23 protein-coding genes are annotated in these 21,054 nt (G+C 67.8%); 8 read left to right on the top strand and 15 right to left on the bottom strand.

Annotated elements, in window-relative coordinates:
• The first annotated feature begins 69 nt into the window (after positions 1–69).
• Genes livH through PI990_RS08200 form a run of 4 tightly spaced genes read left to right on the top strand, consistent with a single transcriptional unit; the run spans position 70 to position 3,721 of the window.
• The gene (gene livH, locus PI990_RS08215; protein WP_021219240.1) at positions 70–993 is read left to right on the top strand and encodes a high-affinity branched-chain amino acid ABC transporter permease LivH; all 924 of its coding nucleotides are present in this window, start codon (positions 70–72) and stop codon (positions 991–993) included.
• Positions 990–2,249, top strand: coding sequence for a high-affinity branched-chain amino acid ABC transporter permease LivM (locus tag PI990_RS08210; protein ID WP_021219239.1), 1,260 nt, complete (start codon positions 990–992; stop codon positions 2,247–2,249). The genes livH and PI990_RS08210 overlap by 4 nt, the downstream gene beginning before the upstream one ends.
• The gene (gene livG / locus PI990_RS08205) at positions 2,249–3,016 is read left to right on the top strand and encodes a high-affinity branched-chain amino acid ABC transporter ATP-binding protein LivG (RefSeq protein WP_021219238.1); all 768 of its coding nucleotides are present in this window, start codon (positions 2,249–2,251) and stop codon (positions 3,014–3,016) included. Before PI990_RS08210 ends, livG begins: the two co-directional genes overlap by 1 nt.
• Positions 3,017–3,019: 3 nt before the next feature.
• Entirely contained in the window at positions 3,020–3,721 is a 702-nt protein-coding gene (locus PI990_RS08200; protein ID WP_021219237.1) for an ABC transporter ATP-binding protein, read from the top strand.
• 208 nt (positions 3,722–3,929) lie between these two features.
• Here PI990_RS08200 and PI990_RS08195 read toward each other — a convergent pair whose 3' ends face one another.
• Positions 3,930–4,844 carry a LysR family transcriptional regulator gene (locus PI990_RS08195; protein WP_271660329.1) on the bottom strand — a complete coding sequence of 305 codons (915 nt, stop codon included), beginning with the start codon at positions 4,842–4,844 and terminating at the stop codon, positions 3,930–3,932.
• A 115-nt stretch (positions 4,845–4,959) separates the two neighbouring features.
• Here PI990_RS08195 and PI990_RS08190 point away from each other — a divergent pair, with 115 nt between their 5' ends.
• Positions 4,960–5,559 carry a short chain dehydrogenase gene (locus tag PI990_RS08190; protein WP_043242784.1) on the top strand — a complete coding sequence of 200 codons (600 nt, stop codon included), beginning with the start codon at positions 4,960–4,962 and terminating at the stop codon, positions 5,557–5,559.
• A 3-nt stretch (positions 5,560–5,562) separates the two neighbouring features.
• Here PI990_RS08190 and PI990_RS08185 read toward each other — a convergent pair whose 3' ends face one another.
• The gene (locus tag PI990_RS08185; protein WP_271660328.1) at positions 5,563–5,958 is read right to left on the bottom strand and encodes a DUF488 domain-containing protein; all 396 of its coding nucleotides are present in this window, start codon (positions 5,956–5,958) and stop codon (positions 5,563–5,565) included.
• Between the two features lie 70 nt (positions 5,959–6,028).
• Here PI990_RS08185 and PI990_RS08180 point away from each other — a divergent pair, with 70 nt between their 5' ends.
• Positions 6,029–6,691, top strand: a complete 663-nt coding sequence (locus PI990_RS08180; protein WP_021219233.1) for a COG3650 family protein — start codon at positions 6,029–6,031, stop codon at positions 6,689–6,691.
• Positions 6,692–6,821: 130 nt separating this feature from the next.
• The gene (gene gap, locus PI990_RS08175; protein ID WP_271661277.1) at positions 6,822–7,820 is read left to right on the top strand and encodes a type I glyceraldehyde-3-phosphate dehydrogenase; all 999 of its coding nucleotides are present in this window, start codon (positions 6,822–6,824) and stop codon (positions 7,818–7,820) included.
• Positions 7,821–7,823: 3 nt separating this feature from the next.
• Here gap and PI990_RS08170 read toward each other — a convergent pair whose 3' ends face one another.
• The 10 genes from PI990_RS08170 to PI990_RS08125 all read right to left on the bottom strand — a co-directional run bounded on the left by PI990_RS08170 (position 7,824) and on the right by PI990_RS08125 (position 16,848).
• Complete coding sequence (locus PI990_RS08170; protein WP_271661276.1) at positions 7,824–8,285, bottom strand: GNAT family N-acetyltransferase; 462 nt, start codon at positions 8,283–8,285, stop codon at positions 7,824–7,826.
• A gap of 53 nt (positions 8,286–8,338) precedes the next feature.
• On the bottom strand, positions 8,339–9,433 hold the full coding sequence (locus tag PI990_RS08165) for a PLP-dependent cysteine synthase family protein (RefSeq protein WP_271660327.1): 1,095 nt from the start codon (positions 9,431–9,433) through the stop codon (positions 8,339–8,341).
• A gap of 12 nt (positions 9,434–9,445) precedes the next feature.
• A complete protein-coding gene (locus PI990_RS08160) occupies positions 9,446–10,351 on the bottom strand; it encodes a DMT family transporter (RefSeq protein WP_021219229.1) in 906 nt (301 codons plus the stop codon).
• 75 nt (positions 10,352–10,426) lie between these two features.
• The gene (locus tag PI990_RS08155) at positions 10,427–10,774 is read right to left on the bottom strand and encodes a Na+/H+ antiporter subunit G (protein WP_184491429.1); all 348 of its coding nucleotides are present in this window, start codon (positions 10,772–10,774) and stop codon (positions 10,427–10,429) included.
• Positions 10,771–11,040, bottom strand: coding sequence for a K+/H+ antiporter subunit F (locus PI990_RS08150; RefSeq protein WP_021219227.1), 270 nt, complete (start codon positions 11,038–11,040; stop codon positions 10,771–10,773). Before PI990_RS08150 ends, PI990_RS08155 begins: the two co-directional genes overlap by 4 nt.
• Positions 11,025–11,525, bottom strand: a complete 501-nt coding sequence (locus PI990_RS08145; protein ID WP_271660326.1) for a Na+/H+ antiporter subunit E — start codon at positions 11,523–11,525, stop codon at positions 11,025–11,027. The genes PI990_RS08150 and PI990_RS08145 overlap by 16 nt, the downstream gene beginning before the upstream one ends.
• The gene (locus PI990_RS08140) at positions 11,522–13,024 is read right to left on the bottom strand and encodes a monovalent cation/H+ antiporter subunit D (RefSeq protein WP_271660325.1); all 1,503 of its coding nucleotides are present in this window, start codon (positions 13,022–13,024) and stop codon (positions 11,522–11,524) included. The genes PI990_RS08145 and PI990_RS08140 overlap by 4 nt, the downstream gene beginning before the upstream one ends.
• Complete coding sequence (locus tag PI990_RS08135; RefSeq protein WP_021219224.1) at positions 13,021–13,353, bottom strand: Na+/H+ antiporter subunit C; 333 nt, start codon at positions 13,351–13,353, stop codon at positions 13,021–13,023. The genes PI990_RS08140 and PI990_RS08135 overlap by 4 nt, the downstream gene beginning before the upstream one ends.
• Complete coding sequence (locus tag PI990_RS08130) at positions 13,353–16,148, bottom strand: monovalent cation/H+ antiporter subunit A (protein ID WP_271660324.1); 2,796 nt, start codon at positions 16,146–16,148, stop codon at positions 13,353–13,355. The genes PI990_RS08135 and PI990_RS08130 overlap by 1 nt, the downstream gene beginning before the upstream one ends.
• 235 nt (positions 16,149–16,383) lie before the next feature.
• Complete coding sequence (locus tag PI990_RS08125) at positions 16,384–16,848, bottom strand: glycine zipper 2TM domain-containing protein (protein WP_031287607.1); 465 nt, start codon at positions 16,846–16,848, stop codon at positions 16,384–16,386.
• Between the two features lie 158 nt (positions 16,849–17,006).
• On the opposite strand from PI990_RS08125, the gene PI990_RS08120 reads away from it, so the two are divergent.
• The gene (locus PI990_RS08120; RefSeq protein WP_043242791.1) at positions 17,007–17,243 is read left to right on the top strand and encodes a hypothetical protein; all 237 of its coding nucleotides are present in this window, start codon (positions 17,007–17,009) and stop codon (positions 17,241–17,243) included.
• Here the strand turns inward: PI990_RS08120 and PI990_RS08115 are convergent.
• The 3 genes from PI990_RS08115 to PI990_RS08105 all read right to left on the bottom strand — a co-directional run bounded on the left by PI990_RS08115 (position 17,228) and on the right by PI990_RS08105 (position 21,027).
• The gene (locus PI990_RS08115) at positions 17,228–18,376 is read right to left on the bottom strand and encodes a glycerate kinase (RefSeq protein ID WP_271660323.1); all 1,149 of its coding nucleotides are present in this window, start codon (positions 18,374–18,376) and stop codon (positions 17,228–17,230) included. The genes PI990_RS08120 and PI990_RS08115 overlap by 16 nt on opposite strands.
• A 51-nt stretch (positions 18,377–18,427) precedes the next feature.
• A complete protein-coding gene (locus PI990_RS08110) occupies positions 18,428–19,786 on the bottom strand; it encodes a GntP family permease (RefSeq protein WP_021219219.1) in 1,359 nt (452 codons plus the stop codon).
• 86 nt (positions 19,787–19,872) lie between these two features.
• Entirely contained in the window at positions 19,873–21,027 is a 1,155-nt protein-coding gene (locus PI990_RS08105; RefSeq protein ID WP_271660322.1) for a sugar diacid recognition domain-containing protein, read from the bottom strand.
• Positions 21,028–21,054 lie beyond the last annotated feature (27 nt).

Raw genomic sequence — 21,054 nt, 5'->3', positions numbered from 1 at the left:
TTTATCCGAGTTTTACGGGCTCCGCTGCGCCACAAGCGCCGCTTTACGTGATGCCCGAGGAGTTGGGGAATGCCTGATCTCTATCACTACCTGCAACAGCTGGTTAACGGCCTGACCGTTGGCAGCACCTATGCCTTGATCGCCATCGGCTACACCATGGTCTACGGCATCATCGGCATGATCAACTTCGCCCATGGCGAGGTTTACATGATTGGCTCGTACGTGGCCTTCATCGTAATCGCCGGACTCACCATGTTCGGCATCGACAGCCTGCCCATCGTCATGATCGCGGCCTTCTCCGCCAGCATCATCGTCGCCAGTGCCTACGGTTACAGCATCGAACGGGTGGCCTATCGCCCGCTGCGCGGCAGCAACCGGCTGATTCCGCTGATCTCCGCGATCGGCATGTCGATATTCCTGCAGAACGAGGTGTTACTCGCGCAGGACTCCAAGGACAAAGCCATCCCCAACCTGATTCCGGGGAACTTCGTGTTCGGTGAAAGCACCATGAACGGGGTGACCATCTCGTACATGCAGGTGCTGATCTTCGTCGTCACCTTCCTGGTGATGATGGGCCTGACCATGTTCATCTCCCGCTCGCGCCTCGGCCGTGCCTGCCGCGCCTGCGCGGAAGACATCCGCATGGCCAACCTGCTGGGGATCAACACCAACAACATCATCGCCCTCACCTTCGTCATCGGCGCCACCCTGGCCGCCGTCGCCGCGGTGCTGCTGGGCATGCAGTACGGCGTGATCAACCCGCACCTGGGCTTCCTCGCCGGCATCAAGGCCTTCACCGCTGCGGTACTCGGCGGCATCGGCAGCATCCCGGGCGCCATGCTCGGCGGCCTGGTCCTCGGCGTGGCCGAAGCCTTCGGCGCCGACATCTTCGGTGACCAGTACAAGGACGTGGTGGCCTTCAGCCTGCTGGTCCTGGTGTTGCTGTTCCGACCCACCGGCATCCTCGGTCGTCCGGAGGTCGAAAAAGTATGATCACCCAGAAATCCCTCAAGACCGCGTTCTTCAGCGCGCTGCTGGTGCTGGCCGTCGCCTACCCGGTGATGGGCCTGAAGCTCAGCACCGTGGGCATCAGCCTGCAGGTGCAGGGCGCCAGCCCCGCCGTGCTCTGGACCATCGCCGGTTGCGCCATCGCCATGTTCTTCTGGCAGTTGTTCCGCACCCGCCTGACGAGTGCCCTGGAAAACGCGCCGAAGCTGCCGAAGCTCTCCAGCAAGACCAGCAACTTCCTCACCCTGCCCTCCACCCAGCGCTGGATCATCCTCGGCCTGGTGGTGGTCGCCCTCGCCTGGCCGTTCTTCGGCTCCCGCGGCGCGGTGGACATCGCCACCCTGATCCTGATCTACGTGATGCTCGGCCTCGGCCTGAACATCGTGGTCGGCCTCGCCGGCCTGCTGGACCTGGGCTACGTGGGCTTCTACGCCGTGGGCGCCTACAGCTACGCGCTGCTGTCGCACTACTACGGCCTGGGCTTCTGGGTATGCCTGCCGATCGCCGGCCTGATGGCGGCCTTCTTCGGCTTCATCCTCGGCTTCCCGGTGCTGCGCCTGCGCGGTGACTACCTGGCCATCGTGACCCTTGGCTTCGGCGAGATCATCCGCATTCTCCTGCGCAACCTCACCGAGATCACCGGCGGCCCCAACGGCATCAGCAACATCGAGAAGCCGAGCCTGTTCGGCCTCTCCTTCGAGCGCCGCGCGGCCGAAGGCATGCAGACCTTCCACGAGTACTTCGGCATTGCCTACAACTCGGTGAACAAGGTGGTGTTCCTCTACCTGATCGCCCTGCTGCTGGTGCTGCTGACCCTGTTCGTGATCAACCGCCTCCTGCGCATGCCCATCGGCCGTGCCTGGGAAGCGCTGCGTGAAGACGAGATCGCCTGCCGCGCACTGGGCATGAACCCCACCATCATCAAGCTCTCCGCATTCACCCTGGGCGCCTGCTTCGCCGGTTTCGCCGGCAGCTTCTTCGCCGCGCGCCAAGGCCTGGTGACCCCGGAGTCCTTCACCTTCATCGAGTCGGCGATCATCCTCGCCATCGTCGTGCTGGGTGGCATGGGGTCGCAGCTGGGGATCATCCTCGCCGCGATCGTGATGATCCTGCTGCCGGAACTCGCCCGTGAATTCAACGAGTACCGCATGCTGATGTTCGGCGCCCTGATGGTGCTGATGATGATCTGGCGTCCGCAGGGCCTGCTGCCCATGCAACGTCCCCACCTGGAGCTGAAGTGATGAGCCGCCCGATCCTGGAAGTAAGCGGCCTTTCCATGCGTTTCGGCGGCCTCCTGGCCGTCAACGGCGTGGCACTGTCCGTCCAAGAAAAACAGGTGGTCTCGATGATCGGCCCGAACGGCGCCGGCAAGACCACCGTGTTCAACTGCCTGACCGGCTTCTACCAGCCCACCGGCGGCAGCATCCGCCTCGACGGTGAGCAGATCGAAGGCCTGCCGGGCCACAAGATCGCCCGCAAGGGCGTGGTGCGTACCTTCCAGAACGTCCGCCTGTTCAAGGAAATGACCGCTGTCGAGAACCTGCTGGTCGCCCAGCATCGTCACCTCAACACCAATTTCCTGGCCGGCCTGTTCAAGACCCCGGGCTTCCGCAAGAGCGAGCGCGAGGCCATGGACTACGCCGCGCACTGGCTGGAGCAGGTCAACCTGACCGACGTCGCCAACCGCCCGGCGGGTACCCTCGCCTACGGCCAGCAGCGTCGCCTGGAAATCGCCCGCTGCATGATGACGCGCCCGCGCATCCTCATGCTCGACGAGCCGGCCGCCGGCCTCAACCCGCGCGAGACCGAGGACCTCAAGGCCCTGATCGCCCTGCTGCGCAACGAGTACAACGTCACCGTGCTGCTGATCGAGCACGACATGCACCTGGTGATGAGCATTTCCGACCATATCTACGTGATCAACCAGGGCACCCCCCTGGCCGACGGTACGCCGGAGCAGATCCGCAGCAACCCGGATGTGATCAAAGCCTATCTGGGGGAGGCCTGAGCCATGCTGAGTTTCGACAAGGTTTCCACCTTCTACGGCAAGGTCCAGGCGCTGCACGACGTCAGCATGGAAGTGAGCAAGGGCGAGATCGTCACCCTGATCGGCGCCAACGGTGCCGGCAAGTCGACCCTGCTGATGACCCTCTGCGGCTCGCCGCGCGCCGCCAGCGGCAGCATCCGCTACCTGGGCGAGGAACTGGTCGGCCAGGAATCCAGCGACATCATGCGCAAGAGCATCGCGGTGGTGCCGGAAGGCCGCCGCGTGTTCGCCCGCCTGACCGTCGAGGAGAACCTGGCCATGGGCGGTTTCTTCACGCCCAAGGGTGATTACGACGAGCAGATGGACAAGATCCTCGGCCTCTTCCCGCGCCTCAAGGAACGCTTCGAGCAGCGCGCCGGCACCATGTCCGGTGGCGAACAGCAGATGCTCGCCATCGGCCGCGCGCTGATGAGCAAGCCGCAACTGCTGCTGCTCGACGAACCCTCCCTGGGCCTGGCGCCGATCATCATCCAGCAGATCTTCGACATCATCGAACAGCTGCGCCGTGATGGCGTGACCGTGTTCCTCGTCGAGCAGAACGCCAACCAGGCGCTCAAGCTCGCCGACCGCGGCTACGTGCTGGAGAACGGTCGCATCGTCATGCAAGGTACCGGCGAAGCACTGCTCACCGACCCCAAGGTGCGCGACGCCTACCTGGGCGGCTGATCCCCGCTGCAATACGACAACGGCCCCTTTCGGGGCCGTTTTCATTGGTGCCGGAAACAAAGGCCGGGAGCCGTGCCGCAGGTTGGCGCCGAGCGCAACGAGGCCCGACATCGCACTGTCCAGCCCCGCTGCGTTGGGTTTCTCAGACGTAGGATGGGTCGGGCGGCGTTCCGCGAGCGCAGCGAAACCCATGCTGAGCAGGAGCCCTCTACAGCCCCAACCTGTCCAGCGCCTGGCGGCTGCGCTCGAACCAGTCCAGCAGGTACGCCATCAGCACCTGGGTGCGGCGTGGCAGGCCGCCCTGGTAGGGGTGCACGAGGAACACCGGTGATTGCCGGGTCTGGTAGCCACGCAACAGCCACTGCAGGCGGCCGTCGGCCAGTTCGTCATGGAGCATGTAGGACGGCAAGCGGGCGATACCGGCACCGGACAGCGCCGCCTTCTTCAACAGGCTGTAGTGGTTGCTCGCCAGGTTGCCGGCCACGCTGACCCGCTCCAGCTGGCGCTGGCGGTGGTAGAGCCATTCTTCAAAGCCGGCGTAATGGGTGTTGAGCAGGCACTGGTGCCCGGCCAGGTCCGCCGGTGCCTGGGGCTCGCCATGGCGGGCCAGGTACGCGGGCGCGGCGCAGGTGATCTCCTCCAGGGAGAACAGCGGCCGCGCCACCAGGCGCTCGTCCAGGTGCGGGCCGGAGCGCACTCCCAGGTCGTAGCCCTCGGTGACCAGGTCGCGGTAACTGTTGCTCAGGTCCAGCTCCACCCGCACCTCGGGGTAGCGACGGGTGAACTCCAGCAGCAGGGCATCGAAGAAGGTCTCCCCCAGGGACACCGGCACCGTGATGCGCACCCGCCCACTGATGTCCTCCTGCAGGCGCTGCACCGCCTGGCGCGCCCGGGTGGCCTGGGCCAGCAGCGCCTGGGCCTCGGGCAGCAGCGCGGCGCCGGCGGCGGTCAGGTCCAGCCGTCGCGTGGTGCGATGCAGCAGGGTAGCGCCGAGGCCCTGCTCCAGCTGGCGCATGCGCTTGGACAACTGCCCCTTGCTGCAGCCCAGGCGCTCGGCGGCGCGGGTGAAGCTGCCCGCCTCCAACAGCACGGCGAAGGCCGCCAGGTCATCCATCTCGCTCATGGGAGCCCCTCACTGTTTCCATATGAGAACCACAGGTTTCCGATTGCCTGGATTATCGACAACAAAAGCGACTCTACACTGGCTTCAGTCATCCACACACGCAGGAATCGAACCCATGAAGATCATCCTCATCGGCGCCAGCGGCACCATCGGCCAGGCCATCGACAACGAGCTCAAGGAGCGCCACGAGATCATCCGCGTCGGCCACAGCAGCGGCGACTTCCAGGTGGACATCCGCGACGCCGCGTCGATCCGCCGCCTGTTCGAGCAGACCGGCCGCTTCGATGCGCTGATCAGCGCCACCGGCAAGGTGCACTTCGGCGCGCTGGCGGAAATGGGCGAGGCGCAGTTCGCCGTGGGCCTGGCGGACAAGCTGATGGGCCAGGTGAACCTGGTGCTGATCGGCCGCGAGTTCGCCAACGACGGCGCCTCCTTCACCCTCACCTCGGGCGTGCTCAGCGACGACCCGATCCGCGCCGGCTCCTCGGCGAGCATGGTCAACGGTGCCCTCGACAGCTTCGTGAAAAGCGCCGCCATCGAGCTGCCCCGCGGCCTGCGCATCAACAGCGTCAGCCCCACGGTGATCGAAGAGGCCCTGCCCTCCTACGGCCCCTTCTTCCGTGGCTACAAGGCCGTGCCGGCCGCCGTCGCCGCCCTGGCCTATGCGAAGAGCGCCGAGGGCGCGCAGACCGGCCAGGTGTACCGCGTCTGGTAAGGCTCAAGCCTCGCCGGCGTAACACACCGGCGAGCTGGACGGGCCTTCGCGGTCCAGTTCCTCCTCGAGGAACTCGGCCAGCACCCGGGCGTTGTTGGCCTGCTCCTCGCGGGCGGCGAAGAGCAGCGTGAGGGTGCCCTGCCGGGCCATCTGCAGCAGCCCCTGCCAATGCTCGGGGTGGGTGGCCAGCTCACCGCGATAGCGCAGGCGGAACTCCTCGAACAGCGCCGGATCGTGGCAGAAGTCCCGGCGTAGCTCGGCCGAAGGCGCCACCTCGCGTAACCAGGCGTCGAGCCCCAGCGCCTCCTTGCGGCAGCCCCGGGGCCACAGCCGGTCCACCAGCACCCGCTGGCCGTCGTCGTCCCGCTTCTCCTCGTACACCCGCCTGCACTGGATCATCCTGCTTCCCCGCCCTTGAGATCACCGAGGCGCCCCGGTAACGTGGCCGCTCCCTTCAGGAGGCCCACCGATGCGCGTTGTCCGTCCACTGCTTTTCAGTCTGCTCCCCCTCTTCGCCGGCTGCCAGATGCTCGCCACCGAAGACGCACCCGCGCCCCTGGCGCCACGCACCCAGGGTGAGCTGAGCGCCGACGCCGGCCATCTGCTGTTCCGCCCCTGCTCCGAGCAGCGCCGCTTCGTGGTCGCCGACAGCGGCGCCACCGGCATCCTCCAGGAAGCCGCCACCCTGCTGGACGATGGCCCCGGCCCGCTGTTCGTCGACCTGCGCGGCAACCTCGGCGCCAGCAAGGGCGCCGACGGCCAGATGGACGTCACCCAGCTCTATCGCCTGCAGCGCGAAGGCCATGGCTGCGAAGACCTCAACTTCAAGCGCCTGCTGCTGCGCGCCAGCGGCCACGAGCCGGAGTGGAACATCAACGTCAACGCCAAGGGCCTGGTGCTGGAGCAGCTCGGCCAGGAGCCCGTCGCCCTGCCCTACATGGAAGAACAGCTGCCCGACGGCCGCTTCAACCTCACCAGCGAAGCCAACGGCAAGCGCGTGGAGCTCTGGGTCGCCCCGCAGCGCTGCGTCGACGCCATGAGCGGCTCGGTGCAGCACCTGACCGCCGAATTGCGCCTGGACGGCAAGCCCCTGCGTGGCTGCGCCTACTTCGGCGGCTCGCGCAACGAGTGAGCCCCTGCCCGGCCGACCCCGGCCGGGCCGCTTTCCCGCTGCACACTCGGCCGCCATAACCGGGCGGTCGGGGCGCGCCACCGGCGGCGACCTCCTAAGCTTGTCCATGGACAAGCACAAGGAGAACGACATGCTGCGCATCGCATTGAACGGATATGGCCGCATCGGCCGCGCCCTGGTCCGCGCCCTCTTCGAACGGGGCCTCGACGCCCGCGTACGGATCGAGGCGATCAACGACCTCGGCGACGCCACCACCCTCGCCCACCTGACCCGCTTCGACTCCACCTTCGGCCGCTTCGCCTGCCCCGTGAAGCTCAACGGCGACTGCATGGACATCGGCCTGCAATCCATCCGCCTGCTCGCCCAGAGCGACCCGGTACGCCTGCCCTGGAGCGAGCTGGGCGTGGACCTGGTGGTGGAATGCTCCGGCCGCATGAAGAGCCGCGAACAGGTGGAACGCCACCTCGCCGCTGGCGCCCCCCGGGTGCTGCTCTCCCACCCGCTGGACAGCGCCGACCTGACCCTGGTCTACGGCGTCAACCATGGGCTGCTAGGCGAGCAGCGCATCGTTTCCAATGCCTCCTGCACCACCAACTGCCTGGCGCCCCTGGCCCAGGTGCTGCACCAGGCATTCGGCATCCGCAGCGGCCTGGTGACCACGGTGCACGCCTACACCAACGACCAGAACCTGCTGGACAAGACCCACGACGATCTCTACCGCGCCCGCGCCGCCGCCCTGTCGATGATCCCCACCGCCACCGGGGCGGCGCGGGCCATCGGCCTGGTCATCCCCGAGCTGGCCGGACGCCTGGACGGCATGGCGGTGCGGGTGCCGACGCCCAACGTATCGCTGGTGGACCTGAGCTTCATCGCCGAGCGCCCGGCCACCCGCGAGGCGGTCAACGCCGCCCTGCGCGAAGGAGCCGCGCGCATGCCTGCGGGGGTGATGGAGTGCAACGAAGAGGCCTTGGTGTCCGTGGACTTCAACGGCCACCCGGTGTCCTGCGTGGCGGACCTCGCCCACACCCGCGTGCAGGGCGACCTGGTCAAGGTGCTGGCCTGGTACGACAACGAATGGGCCTTCGCCAACCGCATGCTGGACGTGATGCTGGCCTGGCTGGAGCGCTAAGCCTCAGTCCAGCCGCAGGTGACAGAGCGTCGTGCGCCGCGAACCGGTGGCACGGCGCTGCGGGTCATCGAAGGTGCGCAGCTCGCGGAAGCCCGCCTTGCGCATCATCCCTGCCGAGCCCGCGTTCTCTTCGTGACGCTCGATATAGACATCCCCCACGCCCTGCTCCGCCAGGCGCTCGACCACTGCCCGCAGCATGCGCGAGCCCAAGCCGCGCCCGGCCAACTCGCGGTGCACCACCGCCTCGCAGACATAGGCGCGGGGCGAGTCATCGCGGCCAGCCTCCTGGTGCTCGGCGAAGCCGGTGCTGAAGTAGAAGGTGATGAAACCGGCCAGCACGCCCCGCTCCTCGGCCAGCAACGCCTGCACGCGGCCATCGGCGATCCCCGCCAGGTGCTCGCGCACTTCGTCTTCCGGGAGGAAATTCCAGGGGTTGGGGCCGTGCTCGAAGATGAAGGCGGCCATCGCCTCGATATCCCCAGCCCGCGCGGTGCGCAGCTGCACGCCGTCATCCAGGCTCACAGGCCCGCCACCTGGATCGAGTCGGGCAACGCCGCGCCTTGCTCCGCGCAGGCGGCGATGGCCGCCACCAGGGGCTCCAGGGTGTAGCCCTGGGACTGCAGCCAGGCGTCGTCGTAATAGGTGGTGGCGTAGCGCTCGCCGCCATCGCAGAGGATCGCCACCACCGAGCCCTTCTCCCCCGCCGCGACCATACGCAGGCCCACCAGCAATGCGCCCACCAGGTTGGTGCCGCTGGAACCGCCCACACGCCGGCCCAGGCGCTGGGCCAGGTAGTGCATGGCGGCCAGGGACAGGGCATCGGGCACCTTGGCCATGGCATCGATCACCTGGGGCAGGAAGGAGGCCTCCACCCGGGGACGGCCGATGCCCTCGATGCGCGACCCCAGCTCCAGGGTCAGGCTGCGGTCGCCACTGCGGTAGCTGTCGAAGAACACCGAGCGTTCGGCGTCGGCGCAGAACACCCGGGTGCAGTGCTGGCGATAGCGCACGTAACGGCCCAGGGTCGCCAGGGTGCCGCCGGTACCGGGGCTGGAGACCAGCCAGGCCGGCTCGGGGAAGTGCTCGTGGCGCATCTGCTGGAAGATCGACTCGGCGATGTTGTTGTTGGCCCGCCAGTCGGTGGCGCGCTCGGCGTAGGTGAACTGGTCCATGAAGTGGCCGCCGCTCTCGCGGGCCAGGCGCTCGGACTCGGCGTAGATCTGCGTCGGGTCGTTCACCAGGTGGCTCCTGCCGCCGTAGAAGGCGATCTGGGCGATCTTCTCCGGCGAGGTGGTGGCGGGCATCACGGCGATGAAGGGCAACCCCAGCAGGCGGGCGAAATAGGCTTCGGAGATCGCCGTCGAGCCGCTGGACGCCTCGATCACCGGCGCGCCCGCCCTGAGCCAGCCGTTGCACAGGGCATAGAGGAACAGCGAGCGCGCCAGCCGGTGCTTGAGGCTACCGGTGGGGTGGCTCGACTCGTCCTTGAAGTACAGCTCGATGCCCGGCAGGCCGGGAAGCGACAGGGGGATCAGGTGGGTGTCGGCACTGCGCTGGAAGTCCGCCTCGATGATGCGGATGGCTTCCTGGGTCCAGGTGCGGGGGTCGTTCATGTCAGCCTCTTCTCAATCCAGGATGCCGGCGGGGGCCGGCGGAGCGTTGCGCCATTGGCTCAGGGCCACCCCGGCGAACACCAGGGCGGCAGCGCCCAGCTGCATGGGGCTGAGGCGCTCATCCAGCAGGAGCATGGCGAAGATCAGGGTGAACACCGGAATCAGGTTGATGAACCCCGACGCCTGGCTGGCCGGCAGGCGGCCCACACCGAAGTTGTACAGGCCATAGGCGCCGACGGTGACGACCACGCCCAGGTAGACCATGGCGCCGATGGCCAGCGCGCTGGGCGCTTCGGGCAGGGGCGCCGAGAGCGCCGCCACCGGCAGGAAGAACAGCGCGCCGATGAAGGCCTGCATCGCCGTCAGCAGGAACACCGAATAGCGCGCCGACAGGTGCTTGAGCAGCAGGGTGTAGCCGGTGGCGCAGACCATGGCGAGGAATTCGTAGAAATTGCCCAGCAGGGGCGCCGAGGCGTGGGGGTCCGCCTCGCTGGCCAGGCTCAGCCACACCGCACCGGCCACCGCCAGGAGGAAGCCCGCCAGGGTGGTGCGGGTGATGCGTTCACGGAGGAAGACGTAGGCGCCGACGGCCACCAGCAGGGGCAGCAGCGCGGTGATCATGCCCGCCTGGGCGGCGCTGGTGTGCTGCAGGGCCAGGGCTTCGAAGATGAAGTACAGGCAGGGTTCGCAGGCGGCCAGGCCAAGGAAGTATTTCCAGTCGCCAGGCCGTGGATCGCAGTCACCGCGCCAGCGCCAGGCGAGCAGGAAGATCAGGCTGCCCAGGGCCATGCGCGCGAAGATCACCCACATGGGCGCGACCTCGCGGAAGGCGAGCTTGAGGGCGATGAAGGAACTGCCCCACAGGGCCATGGCCAGCACCAGGCAGGCAACCGCCACCCAACGACCTTGCTGCGCCATCGACTGCCTCCGGGGAAAACCCAAGTCTAGGCGCCAGGACGGCGCCGCGACAGGCACAGCGGGGCGATGAAACTGTTACTGCTCCCAGGGTTTGCCGCGGGTCTTGCGGGTCAGCGGCAGCTGCTGCAGCACCGCCGCCTTGGCCAGCATGTAGGCGCTGACCGGGGCGCTGATGAAGAGGAACAGGCTGATCAGCAGCTCATGCACGCTGAGCCCCTCGCGGGTAGCCGAGAAGTAGATCAGCGAGGCCACCACCAGGCTGCCGACACCCAGGGTGGTGGCCTTGGTCGGCCCGTGCAGGCGCATGAAGAAATCCGGCAGGCGGAACAGGCCGATGGCGCCGATCAGCACGAAGGCCGCGCCGAGCAGGAGGAACAGCGAGATGAGGATCTCGACCCACAGGGCCAGGGGCTCGGCGTTCATTCGATGATGTCTCCTCGCAGCATGTACTTGGCCACCGCCACGGTGCCGACGAAGCCGAGCACGGCGATCAGCAGCGCCACTTCGAAGTAGAGGTTGGTGCCCTGCCAGATGCCCAGCAGCATGAGCAGGGCGATGGCGTTGACGTAGAGGGTGTCCAGGGCCAGTACCCGGTCGGGCAGGCAGGGGCCGCGCACCAGGCGCGCCAGGGTCAGCAGCAGGGCGATGACCAGCAGCACGAGGCACAGCGGGATCACGTAGGCGAGCATGGGAAGACCTCCTTCAGGGGCGCCTCGTAGCGCGACTTGATCTCGGCGATCAGCGCGGCGTCGTCCGGTACGTCCAGGGCGTGCACGAGCAAGGTCCGGCGGTCGGCCGAGAGGTCGGCGGAGACCGAGCCCGGGGTCAGCGAAACCACGCACACCAGGATGCTGATGGCCATCTCGTCGTCCAGGTCGATGGGCACCTCGACGAAGGCCGGGCGCAGCCGCTGCAGCGGGCCGAGGGTCTGGCGCGCGACCTGGAAGTTGGCCACCAGGATGTCCCACATCACCAGCAGCACGAAACGCCCCAGACGGGTCGGGTGCCACTCCCGGGGGCGGTCGATCATCAGCGGGTTGCACAGCAGCGGGATGGCCACCCCGAGCAGGCCGCCGAGCAGCCAGTGGCCGAAGGCGATGGAGTTCGACAACAGCAGCCACACCAGCAACAGCAGCAGGCTCATGGTCGGATGGGGCAGCAGGCGGCGGATCATGGCGCCACTCCTTGCAGGCTAACCTGGCGATAGAGGCCGACGTCATGCAGCTGCGCGGCGGTAGCCTGGACGTACTCCAGCAGCGGCGCGGCGAAGACCACCAGCGCCACGGCGGTGGCCAGCAGGGCCAAGGTCGCCAGAAGGCGGCCACGGTCCAGTTCGGCGCTGCCGAGCCTGTCGTTGCCGACCCGCCAGAACAGCGTGCTGCCGGCACGGCTGAGGGCGATGAGGCCGAGCAGGCTGCCGCCCAGCAGCGCCGACCACAGCAGCGCCGCCTGCATGCCCGGCGCCACCGCCTTGAGCAGCAGCACCTTGCCGATGAAACCGGACAGGGGCGGCAGGCCAGCCACGGCGATGGCAGCGAAGAAGAAGGCGCCGCCCAGCAGGTGCGGGGTCATCAGCGCTGGGCCCTGCACCAGCAGGCCGGCCTTGTCGCCGCGCTGGCGGGCGATCAGGTCGGCGAGCAGGAACATCCCGCCGGCCACCCAGGTGCTGTGCAGCAGGTAGAACAGCGCGGCGGCAAGGGACTCGGGGGTCCCCAGGGCCACGGCGGCCAGCAGGGTGCCGGCGGAGAGCAGCACCAGGTAGGCCACCAACCCCTGCAGGCGGTCGGCGGCCAGGGCACCGATGGCGGCCAGCGCCATGGTGGCCAGGGCCAGGGGCCAGAGCCAGTCGAGGGCGAGATCGGCCAGCTGCCCGGCACCGGCGCCGAACACCAGCAGGTAGACGCGGACGATGGAGTAGACGCCGACCTTGGTCATGATCGCGAACAGCGCCGCCACCGGCGCACTGGCAGCCGAGTAGGCGCGTGGCAGCCAGAAGTGCAGCGGCAGCAATGCCGCCTTGAGGGCGAACACCACCAGCAGGAGCAGCCCGGCGGCGGCCAGCAGCGGCGCGCTGTCGGCATCGGCCAGGGCCACCTTGTTGGCCAGGTCGCTCATGTTCAGGGTGCCGGTGATGCCATAGAGCACGCCGACGGCGATCAGGAAGAACGCCGAGCCCACCAGGTTGAGCACCACGTAGTGCAACCCGGCACGCACCCGCTCCGCACCGCCGCCGTGGAACAGCAGCGCGTAGGAGGCGATCAGCATGACCTCGAAGAACACGAAAAGGTTGAACAGGTCACCCGTCAGGAAGGCGCCGTTGATGCCCAGCAGCTGGAACTGCAGCAACGCATGGAAGCGCAGGCCACGGCGGTCGTCGCCACGAATGGCATAGAGCACCACGGCGCTGCCGAGCACGGCGGTGGCCAGCAGCATCAGCGCGGCGAAGCGGTCCAGCAGCAGGACGATGCCGAACGGCGGCTGCCAGCCCCCCAGGGCATAGACCTGCAGTTGGCCGTCGTCGGCGCGGGCCATCAGCACCAGCGCCAGGGGCACCAGGGCCAGGGTGGCGAGCACCGATATGCTGCGCTTGAGCCGCTCCAGGGAGGGCAACATCAGCAGCAATGCCCCGGCGAGCATCGGAATCAGGATCGGCAGGATGGACAGGTGACTCATCGCCCCTCCCCGTCCGCGCGGCCATCCACGTGGTCATTGCCCAGCTCGCCCACGCCGCGCAGCGCCAGGGTCACCACGAAGGCGGTCATGGCGAAGCCGATGACGATGGCGGTGAGCACCAGCGCCTGGGGCAGCGGGTCGGCGTACTGGCCGCCGCTGCCGATCACCGCCGCGTCGCCGGCCAGGCGGCCCATGGCGAAGAGGAACAGGTTGACGGCATAGGACAGCAGGGTCAGCCCCAGTACCACGGGGAAGGTGCGCGCCCGCAGCAGCAGGTAGATGCCGCTGGCGGTGAGCAGGCCAAGGGTGACGGCGAACAGGGCCTCCATCAGTGGATCTCCTCGGTGATTGGCGGGTGCAGGCTGAGCTTGCCGAGGCCGGCCAGCATCAGCATCACGGCCCCGACCACGGCCAGGTATACGCCCAGGTCGAAGAACAGCGCGGTGGCCAGCTCGATCTCGCCCACCAGCGGCAGGTGGAAGTGATCGAAGGCCGAGGTCAGGAAGGGGGCGCCGAACACCAGGCTGCCCAGCCCGGTGAGACCGGCGATCATCACCCCGGCACCGGCCAGGCGCTGGTAGCGCAGCGGCCGGCGCTGCTCGACCCAAGCCGAACCGGTGGCGATGTACTGCAGGATCAGCGCGGAGGCGGTGATCAGCCCGGCGATGAAGCCACCGCCAGGCAGGTTGTGCCCACGCAGGAAAATGAAGGCGGACACCAGCAGCGCCAGAGGCAGCAGCAGGCGCGACAGGGTCTCGAGGATCAGCGGCCGGCTGGAGCGCGCCCAGTTGCGGCCCTGGGGATCGCAGGTGGGGTTGGTCAGGCGCAGGCCGGACAGCAACGCATGCACGCCCACTGCGGCGATGGCCAGTACGGTGATCTCGCCCAGGGTGTCGAAGCCGCGGAAGTCCACCAGTATCACGTTCACCGCGTTGTGGCCGCCGCCACCGCTCACCGCGTTCTCCAGGAAGAAGTCGGCGATGGTCTGGTAGGGCCGAGTCAGCACCCCGTAGGTCAGCAGCCCCACCACACCGCCGCCGCCTATAGCCAGCAGCAGGTCGCGGGTACGCCGGCCCAGGGTGCTTTCGTTCGGCGTGCGCGAAGGCAGGTAATACATGGCCAGCATCAGCAGGACCATGGTCACCACTTCCACCGAGAGCTGGGTCAGCGCCAGGTCGGGGGCGGAGAAGCGAGCGAAGGCCAGGGCCACCAGCAGGCCGCCGACGCCGAGAATCAGCAGGGCCACCAGGCGCTGGCGATGGAACACGGCGGTGAGCACGCCCGCCACCGACAGCACCAGCATGCCCACCACGCTGGCGCCATCGAGCGGTATCGCCGGGCGCGAGCCGGTCAACTGCGCCAGGGGCCAGAGCGACACGGCCACCACCACCACTGCCGCGAGCAGCAGCAGAGCCAGGTAGCGCTGTTGCGAGCCGTTCTCCAGGCTGGCGGTCAGGCGGGTGGCGCCCCGCACCAGGCGCTGCATAACCCCCTCGAACACCAGCTTGGCATCGGCATCCGGCAAGCCGGCGTACCAGCGGAACAGCGGCTTGCGCCCGATATAGAGGAGCACACCGCCGACCAGGGCGATGCAGCTCATCGCCAGCGGCAGGTTGAAGCCGTGCCAGATCGCCAGGCTGTACTCGGGCAGCTCGCCACCCAGGCTGGCGCTGGCGGCCACCGCCAGCAGCGGCGCCACGGTGAAGTTGGGCGCCATGCCCACCAGTACGCAGAGTGCCACGAGGATTTCCACCGGCACCTTCATGTAGCGCGGCGGCTCGTGGGGCGGGAACTTCGGCAACGGCTTGGGCTCGCCATTGAAGAACACGTCATGCACGAAGCGCAGTGAATAGGCCACCGAGAACACGCCCGCCAGGGTCGCCCCCAGCGGCAGCAGCCAGTGCAGCCCGCCTGCCATGTTCTGGCTAAGGGCCTCGCCGAAGAACATCTCCTTGCTGAGGAAGCCGTTGAGCAGCGGCACCCCGGCCATCGCCAGGGACGCCACCATTGCCAGCACGGCGGTGTGCGGCAGGTAGCGCCACATGCCGTTGATCAGGCGCATGTCGCGGCTGCCGGTCTCGTGGTCGATGATCCCCGCCGCCATGAACAGCGAGGCTTTGAAAGTGGCGTGGTTGATGATGTGGAACACCGCCGCGACGTTGGACATGGGCGAGTCCAGGCCGAACAGCAGGGTGATCAGGCCCAGGTGGCTGATGGTCGAGTAGGCCAGCAGGCCCTTGAGGTCGTGCTGGAACAGCGCCAGGGTCGCGCCCAGCAGCAGGGTCGACAGCCCGCTCAGGCTCACCAGGTAGAACCACCAGTCGGTGCCGGCCAGGGCCGGGTAGAGGCGCGCCAGGAGGAAGACCCCGGCCTTGACCATGGTCGCCGAGTGCAGGTAGGCGGACACCGGCGTCGGCGCCGCCATCGCGTGGGGCAGCCAGAAATGGAAGGGGAACTGCGCGGACTTGGTCAGCGCGCCCAGCAGCACCAGGCACAGCAGCACCGGATAGAGCGCGTGGGCACGGATGTGGTCACCCGCCGACAGCACGTCGGTCAGCTCGAAGCTGCCGGCCACATGCCCCAGCAGGAGGATGCCCGCCAGCAGCGCCAGGCCGCCGGCACCGGTCACCGTCAACGCCATGCGCGCGCCCTTGCGGGCATCCGAACGATGGCCCCAGAAACCGATCAGCAGGAAGGACGAGAGGCTGGTGACCTCCCAGAACACCAGCATCAGCAGCAGGTTCTCGGAGAGCACCACGCCGAGCATGGCGCCCATGAACAGTTGCAGGAAGGCGAAGAAGCGGCCGATGGGTTCGCGCTCGGACAGGTAGTAGCGGGCGTAGAGGATGACCAGCAGGCCGATGCCGAGGATCAGCAACGCGAAGAGAAAACCCAGGCCATCCAGGCGCAGGCTGAAGTTCAGGCCCAGCCCCGGCAACCAGGGCAGCATCAGCTTCAGGGTTTCCCCACCCAGCACGGAGGGGGCCTGCATCAGCAGCAGGATCAGCCCGGCCAGCGGCGCGAAGGCAGCCGCCAGCGACGCCTGGTTACGTCCCAGGCGTTCGGCGAGCAAAGGCAACAGAGCGCCCATAAAAGGCAGCGCGACAATCAGCGCCAGAAACATCGATGACCCTCCCAAACTAGGCCCCGTCCAGCGCTGAAGTCCGGCAAGGCGAAAACTCGACGATTATCCATAACTATCGATTGCCGGACATGCATTGAATTATTTCAAAAAACTAGCGAAACCCGTCTCCCTGAAACGACGACGGCTACCCCATGAGGGGCAGCCGCGTTGGGAAGGCAGCGATGCAGACGGGAGACGAAACGGGGGCCGACTCGCTCCTGCAGGCGAACCGGAATCAGTGGGAAACGCGGCTGGTACCGTTGACGGTCATGATGCGAACGCGCTCGCCTACACGGAAAATCTCGTTTTCCTGCACTTCCTGCACATAGGCGCGCATGGAGCCGTCGTCTTCGCGAACGGTGATCTCGACGCCCTGGGTACGGGTCAGGCCTTCTTCGGTCGCAGCGCCCAGCAGGCCACCGGCAACCGCACCGATCACAGCCGCTACCACACTGCCACGCCCGCCACCGATGGCGCTGCCGCCGACACCGCCGACGACCGCACCGGCGCCTGCGCCGATCGGGGTCTTGGTGCCTTCGATCTTCACCGGACGCAGCGATTCGATGGTGCCCATGCGCACGGTCTGCACCTGGCGTGCTTCGTCGCGCGAATAGGTGTCTCCGGTCAGGCTCGACTGACAGCCGCCCAGAAGCATCGCTACCGCAGAGAACGAAGCGACTAGCAGAACGGATTTACGCATAGCATTTCCTCCAGATTGGATGCTCGTCCATTAGACTCCGCAGCGGCGGAAACTGTCACCCGGCGCCTGAACAAACTGCCGACCCGTTCAGTTTCCATACAGACTCACCACTCGGACAACGCCAAGGCGCCCGGGTGCCGCCAGAGCAAGGGTAGTTCATGGATTACTTCATCATCGTCACCACCACCGCAGCGGGGCTGTATTTCCACTGGTGGATTTACGTGCGCATCAAGCGCTGGATGGACCGTGACCTGGCGCTGTCCCTCGCCGGCGCGGACGCCGCTCGCCGCGACTACATGCTCGAACAGCTGCAGGCCGCCCGCCGCGAGAAGGTCAAGCGCAAGGACCTGCCGGCCTGGCTGGAGCGCGCCGCCCAACGCTACCCCGGGGCCTGAGCCCGCCCCGCCAAGGCCCAGAGCCGGGCGATATCGGCGGCACGCGCCTCCAGTTCATCGCCGGCCACGGCCATCGCCCGCTCCAGCGTCATCGGCCCGGGCACCAGGCTGAAGGCCGCCTCGATACCCGCCTCGCGCAGGCGCTGGTAACCCTCCCCCAGGCTGCCCGCCAGGGCGATGACCGGCACGCCGGCGGCCCGTGCGACACGCGCCACGCCCACCGGCGTCTTGCCATGCAGGCTCTGGGAGTCGAGACGCCCTTCTCCGGTGATCACCAGGTCGGCGCCCTGCACCGCCTCGGCGAACCCGGCCAGTTCAGCGACCAGCTCGATCCCCGGACGGAAACACGCCCCGAGGAAGGCCCGGGCAGCGAAGCCCAGCCCACCGGCCGCACCGACGCCGGGTTGCTGGCTGTGGTCCTGCCCCAGTTCCTGGGCGACCACCTGTGCATAACGTTGCAGCGCCGCATCCAGCTGCTCGACCTGTGCCGGGCTCGCGCCCTTCTGCGGGCCGAAGACGTGGGAGGCGCCCCGGGGACCGCAGAGCGGGTTATCCACATCCGCCGCGACTTCGAACTGCACATGGGCGAGACGTGAATCGAGGCCGCTGCGATCGATCCGTGCCAGGTCGGCCAGCGCGGCACCACCGGGTGGCAATTCGCGCCCGTCGGCATCCAGCAGGCGCAGCCCCAGGGCCTGCATGAGGCCGGCCCCACCATCGTTGGTGGCGCTGCCACCGAGGCCGAGGATGATGCGCGTGACGCCGGCGTCCAGGGCCTGGCGGATCAGCTCACCGGTGCCGAAGCTGCTGGTGCGGGTAGCGTCCCGCTCGCTGGCGGGCACCAGATGCAGCCCGCTGGCGGCAGCCATTTCGATGATGGCGCTGCCCTCCCCCAGCCAGCCCCAGTGCGCCTTGACCTCATCCCCCAGCGGCCCGCGCACGGTCGCCATACGCCGCTCGCCACCACTGGCCGCGAGCACGGCATCCACCGTGCCCTCGCCGCCATCGGCCATGGGCCGCAGCAGCACTTGGGCCGCCGGGAATACCGACGACCAGCCGCGCCCGATGGCGGCAGCCACTTCGGGCGCGCTCAGGCTTTCCTTGAAGGAATCGGGAGCAATCACAATCTTCATCGGGTTACCTCGGGATGTGCCCGGAGCACGGAGCTCCGGGCGGTACTGCGGTCAGAGCAGGATCAGGCTGAGCAGCCAGGTGACGAGCATGCCGACGATACCCTGTACCAGGGTCGCCAGGGTCTGCGCACGGTAGGCCAGGGACACCGGCATACGGCTGAACTGGGTGACCACCCAGAAGAAGCTGTCGTTGGCATGGGACACGGTCATGGCGCCGGCGCCGATGGCCATCACGGTGAGCACACGGCCCATCTCGCTGTCCAGGCCCAGCTGGCCGAGCAGCGGCGCCACCAAGGCGGAAGTGGTGACCAGCGCCACGGTGGTCGAGCCTTGTGCGGTCTTCAATGCGGCGGCGACCACGAAAGGCATGAACAGGCCGATGCCCAACGCCGAGAGGGTGCTGCCCAGGTAGTCGCCCAGGGGGGTGACCTTGAGCATGGCACCGAACGCGCCGCCGGCACCGGTGATCAGCAGGATGGGCGCAGCGGAGACGATGCCCTCCACCACACGATCATGGAATTCCTTGCGCTTGTCGTCGCTCTTGAGCAGCGTGCAGGCCAGGGCGACACCCACGAGCAGGGCCACTACCGGCTGGCCGAGGAAGCTCAGCAGGCCGAAGAAAGTGCCGCTGCCGAAGGGCTTGGCGGGGAAGGCGGCGATGGAGCCCAGGCAGATCAACAGGATGGGCACGAAGATCGGCGCGAAGGCCTGGAAGGCACTGGGCAGCTTGCCGTAGCCGGCACGCAGGGCGGCGAAGTCCTGGTCCGCCGATTGCGACAGCGGGTCGTCCTCCAACTCCACCTCACGGCCGATGAAGCGGTTGGCCCACCACATGCCGGCCAGGGCGGTGGCCAGTGCCACCACCAACCCGACGGCGATCACCAGCCCGAGGCTGGCATCCAGGCCCAGGTTGCCGGCGGCGGCGATGGGGCCGGGGGTGGGCGGCACGAAGGTGTGGGTGGCATAGAGGCCGGTGGCCAAGGCCACGCTCATGGCCACGGTGGAGACGCGCATGCGCGCCGCCAGGGCGTTCTTCAGCGAGTTGAGGATGACGAAACCGGAGTCGCAGAACACCGGGATGGACACCAGGTAGCCGATGATCGACATGGTCAGGGTGGGGAAGCGTTCGCCCAGTAGGCGGATAACCGTCTCGGCCATGGTGATGGCCGCGCCGCTGCGCTCGAGGATCACGCCGATGACGGTCCCCAGGACGATGACGATGCCGATGTAGCCGAGGATGCTGCCGAAGCCGGTGGTGATGGTCTTGACGATCTCGCCGGTGGGCACCTGGTAGGCGAAGCCGGCGATGAAGGCCGCGGCGAGCAGCGCGAGGAAGGGGTGCAGTTTGAAGCGGGTGGTGGACAGCACGATGAAGGCGATCAACGCCGCCAGGATCAGGACCAGGCCCATGTGCGGACTCCTTAGTTGTTGTTATGGATGCCGGATAGCCGCCCGATTCTGCGCGATCCCGAGCGCAATAGCCTTATGCATACGACCTAACGGACAGCGTCTTCGATGCCACCCATCCGTGCATTCGCACAATCGACCTTGGGCCAGCCCAGCAGGTCCAGCCCCAGGCCGAGCAACAGCAACTGGTCGTGACGCGGGCGCTCCAGCCCCACCAGTTCGGCGATGCGCTCCAGCCGGTAGCGCAGGGTGTTGCGGTGAATGCCGAGGGCCTGGGCACAGGCATTGCCGTGCCCATCGTGCTCGCGCCAACACTGCAGGGTGCGACACAGCACGCCGTCGTCATCCGCATCGACCAGCGCCTGCAGCGGGCCGAGCCAGCGCCGTAGCAGCCAGTTGCTGCGCTGGCTGAACAGCAGCGTCGACAAGCGGTGCTCCTCCAGGTGGAAGATGCGCTGCTGCGCTCGGCAGGCACGGGCGAAGGCATGCAGCGACCGGGTCGCCAGGGCGGCTTCGCGCAGGTCACCGATGCCGGCCTGGGGGTCGCTGATGCACAGGCGGGCGATGCCCCAGCCACGTTCGTCGGCCTGGGCCAGCCAGGTATCGTCATCGCGCTCGGCACTGAAGAGGCGGCAGCAGATCAGCTCGCGGGCCGACAGCGCCGCACACAGCATCCCCTGTCGGGCCAGGCCATCCAGCACCCGTGCCCGACGCTCCTGCAGGTCCCCCTCCTCCACCAGTTCCAGCACGCAGACCTGCTGCCTCCAAGGCAGTTGCAGGCCAATGCGCTCGGCTTCGGCGGCCAGGTGCACCAGGTCGGTCTGCGAATCGGCGAGCTGGTTCAGCCAGGCGTCCAGCTGGTGGCGCTGCCAGTGCCGCTCGGCCTGCAGCTGACGCTGCTCCACCAGCATCTCGGCAGCCATGCGCACCAGTTCGGCATAGGGGCGCACCGCATCCGGCTCGCCGGTGATGCCGAGCACGCCGATCAGCCGCTCGGCATGGAACAGCGGCAGGTTCACCCCGGGACGCACACCGCGCAGGCAGGCGGCAGCCTGCTCGTCGATCTCCACCACACGGCGGTTGGCCAGCACCAGTTGGGCACCCTCGTGGCGGGTATGCACGCGCAGCGGGTCGCCGCTGCCGATGATCATGCCCTGGGCATCCATGACGTTGATGTTGTACGGAAGGATGGCCATGGCGCGGTCGACGATGTGCTGCGCCAGGGTGGAATCGAGTTCGAGCATGGGCGGCCTCCAGGGGAAGCCGCCAGT

The sequence above is a fragment of the Pseudomonas sp. TUM22785 genome, from assembly GCF_028198105.1.
Taxonomy (GTDB): domain Bacteria; phylum Pseudomonadota; class Gammaproteobacteria; order Pseudomonadales; family Pseudomonadaceae; genus Metapseudomonas; species Metapseudomonas solani.
The sequence above is the reverse complement of the archived record's forward strand: the minus strand, read 5'-3'. Positions and strand labels throughout refer to the sequence as shown.